Annotated in this window: 11 protein-coding genes; 10 read left to right on the forward strand and 1 reads right to left on the reverse strand. The window is 72.3% G+C overall.

Annotated features, from left to right (window positions below; translation table 11 throughout):
- From ACWCSD_RS35435 to ACWCSD_RS35445, 3 genes are all read left to right on the forward strand, one after another.
- The coding region (locus ACWCSD_RS35435; RefSeq protein WP_449921520.1) for an FKBP-type peptidyl-prolyl cis-trans isomerase at positions 1-465 on the forward strand (465 nt) is incomplete at its 5' end.
- Positions 466-484: 19 nt separating this feature from the next.
- Positions 485-1132 carry a helix-turn-helix transcriptional regulator gene (locus tag ACWCSD_RS35440; RefSeq protein ID WP_449921523.1) on the forward strand — a complete coding sequence of 216 codons (648 nt, stop codon included), beginning with the start codon at positions 485-487 and terminating at the stop codon, positions 1130-1132.
- Positions 1133-1165: 33 nt separating this feature from the next.
- A complete protein-coding gene (locus ACWCSD_RS35445; RefSeq protein WP_357977352.1) occupies positions 1166-1645 on the forward strand; it encodes a DUF3291 domain-containing protein in 480 nt (159 codons plus the stop codon).
- Here ACWCSD_RS35445 and ACWCSD_RS35450 read toward each other — a convergent pair.
- Positions 1591-2658, reverse strand: coding sequence for a DUF3866 family protein (locus ACWCSD_RS35450; protein ID WP_387680262.1), 1068 nt, complete (start codon positions 2656-2658; stop codon positions 1591-1593). The two genes, ACWCSD_RS35445 and ACWCSD_RS35450, sit on opposite strands and share 55 nt — an antisense overlap.
- 38 nt (positions 2659-2696) lie before the next feature.
- Here ACWCSD_RS35450 and ACWCSD_RS35455 point away from each other — a divergent pair, with 38 nt between their 5' ends.
- The 7 genes from ACWCSD_RS35455 to ACWCSD_RS35485 all read left to right on the forward strand — a co-directional run bounded on the left by ACWCSD_RS35455 (position 2697) and on the right by ACWCSD_RS35485 (position 12051).
- A complete protein-coding gene (locus ACWCSD_RS35455; RefSeq protein WP_358299042.1) occupies positions 2697-3659 on the forward strand; it encodes a helix-turn-helix transcriptional regulator in 963 nt (320 codons plus the stop codon).
- Entirely contained in the window at positions 3656-4624 is a 969-nt protein-coding gene (locus tag ACWCSD_RS35460; RefSeq protein WP_397158694.1) for a helix-turn-helix transcriptional regulator, read from the forward strand. Before ACWCSD_RS35455 ends, ACWCSD_RS35460 begins: the two co-directional genes overlap by 4 nt.
- 228 nt (positions 4625-4852) lie before the next feature.
- Positions 4853-5203 carry a Sec-independent protein translocase subunit TatA gene (gene tatA / locus ACWCSD_RS35465; protein ID WP_358299048.1) on the forward strand — a complete coding sequence of 117 codons (351 nt, stop codon included), beginning with the start codon at positions 4853-4855 and terminating at the stop codon, positions 5201-5203.
- A 35-nt stretch (positions 5204-5238) separates the two neighbouring features.
- On the forward strand, positions 5239-6120 hold the full coding sequence (gene tatC, locus ACWCSD_RS35470) for a twin-arginine translocase subunit TatC (RefSeq protein WP_364341932.1): 882 nt from the start codon (positions 5239-5241) through the stop codon (positions 6118-6120).
- Between the two features lie 16 nt (positions 6121-6136).
- A complete protein-coding gene (locus ACWCSD_RS35475; RefSeq protein ID WP_352364096.1) occupies positions 6137-7021 on the forward strand; it encodes a diacylglycerol/lipid kinase family protein in 885 nt (294 codons plus the stop codon).
- A 79-nt stretch (positions 7022-7100) separates the two neighbouring features.
- On the forward strand, positions 7101-9827 hold the full coding sequence (locus tag ACWCSD_RS35480; RefSeq protein WP_358299052.1) for a DEAD/DEAH box helicase: 2727 nt from the start codon (positions 7101-7103) through the stop codon (positions 9825-9827).
- 574 nt (positions 9828-10401) lie between these two features.
- Entirely contained in the window at positions 10402-12051 is a 1650-nt protein-coding gene (locus ACWCSD_RS35485) for an ABC transporter ATP-binding protein (RefSeq protein ID WP_358299054.1), read from the forward strand.
- The last annotated feature ends 201 nt before the right edge of the window (positions 12052-12252 follow it).

Consider the following 12252-nt stretch of genomic DNA (forward strand, 5'->3'; position numbering starts at 1 on the left):
CTGGTCTACGTCGTGGACATCCTGGGCGCCCACCGCAAGGGCGCCTCGGTCGAGGCGGCCGGCGGGTCGCTGGCCGGCGTCCGGGTGACCGGCGGTGAGCGGCCGAAGGTGTCGATCCCGGCCGCCGCGCCGCCGCGCGCCTTCGCCGCCAAGGTGCTGCGGCGGGGGAGCGGCGGCCCGGCGCGGGCCGGGCAGCTCCTGGTCACCCAGTACGAGGGCGCGATCTGGGCCCGGCGCGAGGTCTTCGACGCCACCTGGTCGACCGGCCTGCCGAAGGCGTTCCGGATCGGCGACGGCACCGTGATCAAGGCGTGGGACAAGGCGCTGGTCGGCGTGCCGGTCGGCAGCCGGGTGCTGATGGTCGTCCCGCCCGCCTACGGCTACGGCGCGCCGGGCCATCCCGCGTACGGGATCAAGGGCTCCGACACCCTCGTGTTCGTCGTGGACGTCCTGGCCGCCTACTGAGGCTCCGTAGACTCCGGCTGTGAGCACTGACGACGACCTGCAGGCGCTCGGCCTGCTGCACGACCCCGTGCGCCGCAGCCTGTACGAGGCCGTGACGGCCGGCGGCGGCGACGTCGGCAGGGGCGAGGCCGCCGAGGCGGCCGGCGTGTCCAGGACGCTGGCCGGCCACCACCTCGACAAGCTCGTCGAGGCAGGGCTGCTGGAGAGCGGCTTTCGCCCCCAGGACAGGAAGGGCCCCGGCAGCGGCCGCCCGGCCAAGATCTACCGCAGGGCCAAGGGCGAGCGCACGGTCAGCCTGCCCCCGCGCGACTACGCGACGCCCGCCGCGGTGCTGGCCGACGTGGTGGAGCTGCTCGGCGCCGAGGAGCAGGCCGAGCAGGCGGCCCGCCGGGCGGGCGCGCGCATCGGCAGGGGGCGCGGCGGCGAGCCCGTCGGCCGGGTGCTGCGCGAGCGCGGCTACGAGCCCTACGACGAGGGCGGCGCGCTGCGGCTGCGCAACTGCCCCTTCCACCTGCTGTCGCAGGAGCAGCCGCTGCTGGTGTGCTCGATGAACCTGGCGCTGTGCCAGGGGCTGCTGGAGGGCATGGGCGAGGACCCGGGCAGGGCGCGGCTGGATCCGCGGCCGGGGGAGTGCTGCGTCTCGCTTTCTAAAACAAATGAAGATTGACATAGAAGCCGCGAGAGTGATGTGCTGAGCCCCATGCATCTGGCCCAGCTCAACGTCGCGCACCTGCGCGCGCCCATCGACGCCCCCGAACTCGCCGAGTTCGTCGCCCTGCTCGAACCCGTCAACGCCGTCGCCGACGAGGCCCCCGGCTTCGTGTGGCGGATGAAGGAGAGCGAGAGCGACCCCACCGCCACCGTCGTGCACGACTTCGGCGACCACCTGCTGATCAACTTCTCGGTGTGGGAGTCGCTGGAGACCCTGTGGGACTTCACCTACCGCAGCGTCCATCTGGGCGTGCTGCGCCGGCGCAGGGAGTGGTTCCTGCGCGTGGCCGAGCCGTACATGGTGATGTGGTGGGTGCCCGAGGGGCACATCCCGTCGCTGGCCGAGGGCATGCGGCGGCTGGAACGCCTCAGGACCGAGGGGCCGAGCCCCGAGGCGTTCACGTACAAGGACTCCTACGACAGCAGCGAGGCCGCCAGCCTGCCCGCCGCCGCCGAGGTCAGGAAGTAGGGCAGGTCCTCCTCCAGGCCCCTGCCCATGGTGGACAGCTTCACGGGCGCGGCGCGCAGCGCCTCGTGCAGGCCGTCCACCGGCACCGGCACCAGCCGGTGCCGGGCCGCCAGCGGCCCGGCCTGCTCGCGCACCCGCTCGCCGAACGCGCCGGGCAGCTGCGGCACCGCCACGTCGGCCGGCGAGAGCGCGACCCGGCCGTAGGCGGTCAGCGAGTGGTGGGAGACGCCGACGTGCCGCTCGCGCGCGTCGCCCTCGCTGACCCGCAGCGCCGCCACCGGCCGGCCGCCCAGCACCCCGGCGGCGTTGACCGCCTCGCCCGCCGCCACGCCCGAGAAGCCCCAGCGGGTGCCCGTCCCCAGGTTGCCCGGGCCCTGCGTGACGATCGCCACGTCGGCCCGCAGCACGTGCCTGGCCGCCAGCAGCCCGGTGTGGACGGTGACCGTCTCGACGTCGCCGCCGAACGCCTGGCCCGTCGTCACCACCCCGGCCAGCCAGCCGGTCTCCCGCAGCCGGGCCGCCGACATCGAGAACCAGGCGGGCAGCGCGCCGCCGTCCTGCATCACGTACGCCACCCGCGGGCCGGGGGCGCCGTCGTACAGACCGGACAGGATCGGGGCCAGCGCGGAGTGCAGATCGGCCACGATCACCGGCATCCCGGCCAGGTCGTCGGCCTCGCTCAGGACGTCGTGGAACGGCGAGTCCTGCTCGTCGGCGCCCAGCACCGTGGCCTGCAGCGGCGTGTAGCGGGCCTTCACCAGGTGCCCCGGACCCACCGGATCTTGCGGCAAACGGTTCGGGACGGCCACCACCATGGCGTAACCTCCCGTACCGAGACCCATCGCGAGTGCGGTCGTGTTGAGCAGCACCTCGTCACCGGGTTCCGGGCGGCCCACCAACGGGGGGTAGGCCAGTGCCCGGCACTCACCTTCGGGAACGGCGACGTCCAGCTCCACCGCTCCCGGCCACTCGCGTCGGATCCGGACAACCTCGCCCTTGCGCCATCTGATCACGGGGGCAGGGTAGCGTCGATGAAGGAGGAGTGAGGCAGATGTCGCGCCGTAAGACCGAGCGGTTGCTGAATCTGGTGATCTGCCTGCTCGCCACCCGTCGCCCGCTGTCGGCCGAGCAGATCCGCCAGGCGGTTCCCGGCTACGACCGCGACGGCGACGAGGCGTTCCAGCGCATGTTCGAACGCGACAAGAACGAGCTGCGCGAGATCGGCATCCCCATCGACGTCGTGCGCGACCCGTGGGAGGACGAGCCGGGCTACCGCATCGACCCGCAGTCCTACGAGCTGCCGGAGATCACCCTGGAGGCCGACGAGGCCGCCGTGCTGGGCCTGGCGGCGCAGGTGTGGCAGCGGGCCAGCCTGGCCGAGGCCGCCTCGGGGGCGCTGCTGAAGCTGCGCGCCGCCGGCGTGGCCACCGACGAGCCGGTCGGCGGCCCGATCGGCGGCGGCGCCCTGGAACTGCGCGTCGACACCCGCGACCCGGCCTTCCCCGCCCTGTGGGACGCCGTGCGCGACCGCCGCGTGGTGCGCTTCGACTACCGCGCCTCCGGCAGCGAGACCGTGCGCGCCCGCACCGTCGAGCCGTGGGGCGTGGTCAGCCGGCGCGGGCGCTGGTACCTGGCCGGTTTCGACCGCGACCGCGCCGCGCCGCGCGCCTTCCGGCTCAGCCGCATCGCCGGGCCGGTCACCGCCCTCGGCCGCCCCGGCGTGGTCGAGGTGCCCCACGGGGTCGACCTGCGGGCCATGGTCGGCTTCCCCGAGGAGCCCGTGGACGAGCGCGTCGCCGTCATCCGGGTGCGCCGGGGAACCTGCGAGGGCCTGCGCCAGCTCGCCAGGGCCGTGCACCCGCGCGAGGACGGCTGGGACGAGGCCGAGCTGGCCTTCGCCGACCCCGAACGCCTCGCGGGCTGGATGGCCAGCCTCGGCGCCGACGTCGAGGTGGTCGGGCCGCCCGACGCCCGCGAGGCCGTCATCCGCCGACTGAAGGGAGCCCTGGCATGAGCGGTTCGGCTGACCGGCTGCCCAGGCTGCTGGCGCTGGTGCCGTACCTGATGTCCCATCCGGGGGCCCAGGTCGGCGAGGTCGCCGAGGTGTTCGGGCTGAGCGAGAAGCAGCTCATCGACGACCTGCAACTGGTGTGGATGTGCGGCCTGCCCGGCCACACCCCCGGCGACCTCATCGACGTCTCCTGGGACGGCGGCGAGATCATCATCGACAACGCCGACACCATCGCCCGGCCGCTGCGGCTCGGCATCGACGAGGCCAGCGCGCTGCTGGTCGCGCTGCGCATGCTGGCCGCCACGCCCGAGCTGGCCGACGTGGCCGCCGGCGACGCGCTGCCGCGCGTGGTGGCCAAGCTGGAGCGCGCCGCAGGCGAGGGCGCGGCCACCGTCAGCAGCCAGGTCGCCTTCGACGTCGAGGCCGCACCCGACGCGCTCGGCCGGGTGCGCGAGGGGCTCACCGCCCGGCGCCGGCTGTCGCTGCGCTACTACGTGCCCGGGCGCGACGAGGTCACCCCGCGCGAGGTCGACCCGACCCGGGTCGTGGTCGCCGACGGCCGCACCTACCTGGAGGGCTGGTGCTACCGGGCCGAGGCGATGCGGCTGTTCCGGCTCGACCGGGTGCTCGGCGTCGACGTGCTCGACGTGCCGGCCGACCCGCCGGCCGAGGCCGAGCCCATCGACGTCACCCGCGGCGTCTTCCGTCCCTCGCCGACCGACGAGCTGGTCGAGCTGGAGGTCAGCGCCGCCGGGCGGTGGGTGGCCGAGTACTACCCGTGCGAGGAGGTCACCGAGCTTGGTGAAGGACGGCTGAAGATCTCGTTGCGGGCGCGTGACGAGGACTGGATCGTCAAGCTGGCGCTGCGGCTCGGCGACACCGGCCGGGTCGTCTTCCCGCCGGCGATGGCCGAGACCGTGCGCGGGGAGGCCGAGCGGGCCCTGGCCCTGTACGCTCAGCACCCATGACGTGGATCTTCTTGGCCGCCGGGCTGGTCCTGGCCGGGCTGGCCGTGCTCGGCGTCGCGGGCGCCAGGGCCGCCGCCGCGGCACGTTCCCTGAAGAGGGAGGTCGCCGCGGCGAGGGCGCGTCTGGACCGGGGGCAGGTCAGATTGACGCCCCGGAAGGATGAGACCACGGCCCCTGGGGGCGTACCATCGGGGCTGAAGACCGGCACTCGCTGATAAAGGACGTTTCATGTCGAACCTTGGAGTTCCCGAGCTCCTGATCATCGCAGGCGTGCTCGTCCTGCTGTTCGGTGCCAAGAAGCTGCCCGACGTGGCCAGGGGCGTCGGCAGGTCGCTGCGCATCTTCAAGTCGGAGACCGCCAAGCTCCGCGATGACGACGACGACACGCCCCACACCACGGTCCAGGCGCAGCCGGCCCCGGCTCCGGCCCAGCAGGCCGCACCGCAGCCGATCACCCCCGCTCCCGCCCCGGCCCCCGCCGCCGCCCCGGCGCTCTCGGCCGAGGAGCAGGCCCGCCAGCTCGAGGAGCAGGCCGCCCGCCTGCGCGCCAGCGCCGCCCAGGCCGACAAGCAAGGCTGACCCCCCTTCCTCCTCCTTCACCCCTGGACGTGCGAATGGCGCTGCTCAAACGGTCGAGAGATTCCGGATCGGCCCCCGACCCCGAGGGCCGGATGCCGCTCATGGAGCACCTGCGCGAACTGCGCAACAGGCTGCTCATCTCGGTTCTCGCGGTGGTCGTGGGCATCGTCGTCGGCTGGATGCTGTTCGACCCGGTGTGGGAGGCGTTGCGCGCGCCCTACTGCGAGACGGTGCAGTCGCGCCAGCTCAACGGTCACTGCAGCCTGGTCTACAACGGCATCTTCCAGTCCTTCTTCATCACCCTGAAGGTCTCGGCGATGGTGGGCGTCGTGGTGGCCTCGCCGGTCTGGCTCTACCAGATCTGGGCCTTCGTCACCCCGGCCCTCTACCGCAACGAGAAGCGCTACTCGATCGCGTTCCTCGGCCTGGCCGTCCCGCTGTTCGTGTTCGGCGCGGGCCTGGCCTACGTCATCATGGACACCAGCCTCGGCATCCTGCTGAGCTTCTCGCTCGAGGACACCGTCGCGACGATCTCGATCGACGAGTACCTCGACTACGTCCTGATCATGTTGATGATCTTCGGCGTGTCGTTCGAGCTGCCGCTGCTGCTGGTCTTCCTCAACGTCATCGGCGTCCTGTCCCACGCGACCGTGAAGAAGCACCGGCGTACGGTGATCTTCGCGATGTTCGTGTTCGGGGCGGTCATCACCCCCGGTGGCGACCCGCTCACCATGATGGCGCTGGCCGCGCCGATGATCATCCTGTACTTCCTCGCCGAGCTCTTCATGTACGTGCGGGAACGCCGCAGGCCCGCGGGCGAGGACTTCTCGCACCTGTCCGACGACGAGGCCTCGCCGCTGGCGGACGCCCCGTCCGACGCCGCGTCCGACGCTGAGGATTCCGACGGCGCCCGATAGGCGATAGGTTCCGGGCGTGGCCCCCCAAATCGCCCTGCTCGTCAACCCCGCCGCACGCGGCGGGCGCACCCTGCGACTGCTCGAACCCGTCGCCCGCCGGTTGCGGGCCGGCGGCGCCGAGCTGTCGGTGATCGTCGGCGCCGACGCCGCCGACGCCCTCGAACGTGCCTGCACCGCTGTCGCCGAGCGCCCCGACGCGCTGGTCGCCTTCGGCGGCGACGGGCTGGTCCACCTCGCCGTCCAGGCGGTGGCGGGCACCGACGTGCCGCTCGGCATCATCCCGGCCGGCACCGGCAACGACTTCGCCGCCGCCCTGGGGCTGGCGCGCGACCCGCTGGCCGCGGCCAGGACCGTGCTGCGGATGCGGGCCCGGCCGGTCGACGCGGCCCGCGTACGGGCCGGGGAGTCGGAGGAGCTGTTCGCCGGGGTGCTCTGCTGCGGCTTCGACTCACGCGTCAACGAACGCGCCAACCGCCGCACCTGGCCGCCCGGCAAGGGCCGCTACCTGGTGGCGGTGGCCGAGGAGCTGCGCGCCTTCCGGCCCATCCCGTTCCGGGTCACCCTCGACGACGGGGAGGTGGTCGAGCAGGAGGCCATGATGGTCGCCGTGGCCAACACCCGCTCCTACGGGGCCGGCATGCGCGTGTGCCCCGACGCCTCGCCCGACGACGGCCTGCTCGACGTGATGATGGTCGGCGCGGTGTCCAAGGGCGAGTTCCTGCGCGTCTTCCCCGGCGTCTACCGGGGCACCCACGTGGGGCACCCGGCGGTGTCGGTGCGGCGGGCCCGCCGGGTCACGCTGGAGGCGGCCGACGTGGTGGCCTACGCCGACGGCGAGCGCGTGGGGCCGGTGCCGGTCAGCTGCGAGATCCAGCCCGGCGCGCTCCGCGTGATCACCTGATCCACGACGTGAAGGCTGTTCGCCGCGGGCCGAGTCCGCCGGGACGGACCGGAATGGCGATTTCGGTAGGCTGACGGGTATGACAACGCCAGCGGAACGCTACGCGGCCTTCCGTCAGAAGCACGGAGACGACGGAGGGGCGCTGAGATCGTTCCGCGGTCTCTACGACTTCGAGCTCGACGACTTCCAGCTCGACGCCTGCCGGGCCCTGGAGGCGGGCGACGGCGTCCTGGTGGCCGCGCCCACCGGGTCGGGCAAGACGGTCGTCGGCGAGTTCGCCGTCCACCTGGCCTTGGAGCAGGGCCGCAAGTGCTTCTACACCACCCCCATCAAGGCGCTGTCCAACCAGAAGTACAACGACCTGGTCAAGCGCTACGGCACGGCCAAGGTCGGCCTGCTGACGGGCGACAACAGCGTCAACGGCGAGGCCCCCATCGTGGTCATGACCACCGAGGTGCTGCGCAACATGCTCTACGCCGGCTCGGCCACCCTGGCCGGGCTGGGCTTCGCCGTCATGGACGAGGTCCACTACCTCGCCGACCGCTTCCGCGGCGCGGTGTGGGAAGAGGTCATCATCCACCTGCCGGAGTCGGTGCGCCTGGTGGCGCTGTCGGCCACGGTCAGCAACGCCGAGGAGTTCGGCGAGTGGCTGGGCGAGGTGCGCGGCGACACCACGGTCATCGTCGACGAGCACCGGCCGGTGCCGCTGTGGCAGCACATGATGGTCGGCAACCGCGTCTACGACATGTTCATGACCGACGACCTGACGCCGCGCATCAACCCCGCGCTGATGCGGGTGACGCGCGACGCCGAGCGGCTGATGGCCGGGCGGCGCGGGCGCGGCGGCTACGGCAAGGTCCACCGCTCGCGCCCACCCGACCGCGTCCAGGTGATCGAGAAGCTCGACTCCGAGGGGCTGCTCCCGGCGATCACGTTCATCTTCTCGCGGGCCGGCTGCCAGGCGGCCGTGCAGCAGTGCCTCTACGCCGGCATCCGGCTGACCACCGACCGCGAGCGCCACGAGATCAGGCAGCTCGTCGACGAGCGCACCGCCCACCTGCCCGACGAAGACCTGGCCGTGCTGGGCTACCTGGAGTGGCGCGACTGCCTGGAGCGCGGCCTGGCCGCCCACCACGCGGGCATGCTGCCGGCCTTCAAGGAGGTCGTCGAGGAGCTGTTCACCCGGGGGCTGGTCAAGGCCGTCTTCGCCACCGAGACGCTGGCGCTCGGCATCAACATGCCCGCGCGCAGCGTGGTGATCGAGAAGCTCGACAAGTGGAACGGCGAGACCCACGCCGACCTCACCCCGGGCGAGTACACCCAGCTCACCGGGCGGGCCGGGCGGCGCGGCATCGACGTCGAGGGGCACGCGGTGGTGCTGTGGCAGCCGGGCATGGACCCGCTGTCGGTGGCCGGGCTGGCCGGCACCCGCACCTACCCGCTGCGCTCCAGCTTCCAGCCGTCCTACAACATGGCCGTCAACCTGGTGGGCCAGTTCGGCCGCGAGCGCGCCCGCACGCTGCTGGAGGAGTCCTTCGCGCAGTTCCAGGCCGACCGGGCGGTCGTGGGCCTGGCCAAGCAGCTGCGCAAGCACGAGGAGGCCCTGGAGGGCTACCAGGAGGCCATGACGTGCCACCTGGGCGACTTCCCCGAGTACGCCGCGCTGCGCCGGCGTCTGTCGGACCGTGAGGCCGAGCTGTCCAAGCAGCGCGGCGCGGCCCGGCGCGCGGCCGCCGTGCGCTCGCTGGAGGCGCTGCAGCCGGGCGACGTGATCCGGGTGCCGGGCGGGCGCCGGGCGGGCCTGGCCATCGTGCTCGACCCCGGGCGCAACCCGCGCGGCCACGGCCCGAGCCCGCTGGTGCTGACCATCGGCAAGCAGGTCAAGAAGCTCGACCCGGCCGACTTCCCGGTGCCGGTCGAGCCGCTGGAGAAGCTGCGCATCCCGAAGAACTTCAACGGCCGCTCGCCGAAGGAGCGCGCCAACCTCGTCTCCACCCTGCTGGCCAAGATCGGCGACCGCGACCTCGGCAAGCCGGCCAGGGCGCGCGACCACTCGGTCGACGACGACGAGGTCAACGAGCTGCGCCGGAGCATCCGCCAGCACCCCTGCCACGGCTGCGACGAGCGGGAGGACCACGCCCGCTGGGCCGAGCGCTACTACAAGCTGCAGCGCGAGACCGAGGGGCTGCGCCGCCGCGTGGAGGGCCGCTCCCACGTCATCTCCCGCACCTTCGACCGCATCTGCTCGGTGCTGGAGCAGCTGGGCTATCTCGACGGCGAGGCCGTCACCGACGAGGGCCGCCGCCTGGGCCGCCTCTACACCGAGCTCGACCTGCTGACCGCCGAGTGCCTGCGCGGCGGCCTGTGGGAGGAGCTCGAACCGGCCGAGCTGGCGGCGTGCGTGTCGGCGCTGGTGTTCGAGTCGCGGCAGTCCGACGACGCGCGCCGTCCCAAGATCCCGGCCGGGCGGGCCGAGGACGCGCTGTCGTCGATGATCCGGCTGTGGGGCGAGCTGGAGGGCATCGAGTCCGACCACGGGCTTTCCACCATCCGTGAGCCCGATCTGGGGTTCGCGTGGGCGGCGTTCCGGTGGGCCAAGGGCCACAGCCTCGACGCGGTGCTGCTGGAGGGCGTGGCCGGCAACGAGCTGGCGGCCGGCGACTTCGTGCGATGGATCAAGCAGCTGATGGACCTGCTCGGCCAGCTCGGCAACGCGGCCCCCGAGGGCAGCAAGATCAAGCAGACCGCGGGCAAGGCGATGGACGCCATGCGGCGCGGCGTCGTTGCGTACTCGTCGCTCACCTGAGGACTCACCTTGAGGGCTCATCTGAGCCGCGGGAATGTCCGCGAAGGGCGGGCGGATCCGGCCGGATCCGCCCGCCCTTCGGGTTTTCCGATTAGGTGAGAACCAGTTCTGAGTAGCATCTTTGGGCGTTCCGTGACCGCTATCAGCGGATTTCGCGATTTACGGCTCATTTAAGTGGCCGGCAGCAGTGCCTTTGTGGCCGGGATTCACCGGTCAATTCTCCCTTTAAGTCCGAACTTCTGGTGATTTGCGGCGAATTCGTGGGTATCGTCCCATTTGTCGAATGGAACAGCCATACGGGGGAGGAAAACATGGCTAACAACCAGCTGACCCAGCCCGGCTTCCAGGAGTCCTGGCGCTGCCGCCGTCGTCGGTGGTACCGCCGTCGCTGCTGCTACCGCAGGTGGTGGGGCTGGGGGTGGTAGAGCAACCCCGTGAGAGCCGGCGGCCCAGCCGCCGGCTCTCCCTTACGCTCTCCGGCCGTGAACTCGCTCCTGCAGTTTCCATCCGTCGAACCTTTCGGGAGTTCTGGCCGGACACCAAAGGTCTGCGCCGGTTCTTCGCGTGTGGCGTGGTGTTCGCCGTCCTTGCAGCACTTTGCGAGGTCGCCGCGATCCGTCTGTTCGGGCACATCACGGACGACGTGCTCGCCACCCGCGATCTGGACGCCTTCTGGGCGCCCGCCTTCACCTGGCTCGGGCTCGCCGCCTTCGCCGGGCTGACGTCCTTCGTCGGGACGTACGCCACGGCCTACGGCGCGGAACGTTTCCTGCTCGCCCTGCGCGACCGCGTGTTCGCGCACATCCAGACCCTGTCGCCGGACTTCTCGGAGAACCGGCGGCTCGGTGACCTCATGGCCCGGCTGACCGACGACATCCAGGCCATCGAGGAACTGGTCGGCTCCGGCCTGGTCAAACTGTTCACCACCGCGGCCAGCGTGGTGTTCTTCGCCGGCGCCGCCTTCCTCATCCGCTGGGACCTCGCCCTCGTCACGATGGCGCTGATCCCGGCGTTCCTGGTCGTCTCGAAGCTGTTCGCGGCCAGGTTCAGGACGGCGGCGGCGCGCGAGCGGCTCAGCAACGGCGCCATGAACAGCGTGCTGGAGGAGGGCCTGGCCAACCAGGCGCTCGTCCAGGCCTACAACCGGCAGGGGGCCGAGTCCGGGCGCCTGCACGGCGAGGGCCGCCGCTGGCTGCGCGCCAACCTGTCCCAGGCCTGGCTGTCGGGGCTCTACCAGCCCGTCGTCCAGGTCATCGAGACGGTCTGCCTGATCGTCATCATCGGGTTCGGCGCCTGGGAGATCGTCTCCGGACGGCTCACCCTGGGCGGCCTGCTCGCCTTCGCCGCCTACCTGGCGATGCTCTACCCGGCCGTGCAGAGCCTGGGGGAGCTCGCGCTGACGGTGTCGGAGGCGGCGGCGGGATCCGACCGGGTGATCGAGGTCCTGCACGTCCGGCCCCTCGTCACCGACCCCGAGGGGGCGGTGGCGCTGCCCGGCCGGGCCGAGGGACGGGTGGAGTTCGACGGCGTCGGCTTCACCTATCCGGGACGCACCCGTCCCGCCGTGCGCGATGTGTCGTTCACCGCCGGGCCCGGCGAGCTCATCGTCTGCACCGGGCCCAGCGGGAGCGGCAAGTCGACGCTGGCCAAGCTGCTGCTGCGGTTCTACGACCCGGAACGCGGGCGCATCCTGCTCGACGGCCGCGACATCAGGGGCCTGACGCGGGAGTCGCTGCGTGCCAACGTGGCGATCCTGCACCAGGAGACGCTGCTGTTCTCGGGGTCCGTACGCGACAACATCGCCTACGGCCGGCCGGGCGCCTCGCTCGACGAGGTGATCAGGGCGGCCGAGGCGGCGGGCGTGCACGACTTCGTCAAGCTGCTGCCCCAGGGGTACGACACCCCGGTCGGGCAGCGGGGCCGGCTGCTGTCCGGCGGCCAGCGGCAGCGGATCGGGATCGCCAGGGCCATCCTGCGCGACGCGCCCGTCCTGGTGCTCGACGAGCCGATGACCGGGCTGGACGACGCCACCGTCGCCCAGGTCATGAAGCCGCTGCGGCGGCTGATGGCCGGGCGCACGACCATCCTCATCACCCACGACCTGCGTCACGTGCCCGAGGGCGCGCGAGCCGTGGAGCTGGAGCCGGTGCCCCGCGAGGAGCGCATCCGGCTCAAGCGCGTCGGCTCGTTCGGCCTCAGGCCGCGGCTGACGACGCCGCCCTGAGCGGCGGGTGCGACAGGTCCCACGCGGCCGCCCCTCCTGGCTCCGGCCAGGGCGGGCGGCCGCGCCACGCCGGGCTACCGCCCGGTAGAATCGGAGCCCTCCCTCCGCTTGCCGAAGGCAGGTTCCCCATGGGCGACCACAGCTCCGCCCGGCCGTTACGCGCCGACGCCCGCCGCAACCGCGAGCGGGTGCTGCAGATCG

It is taken from the genome of Nonomuraea sp. NPDC001684 (assembly GCF_053596515.1).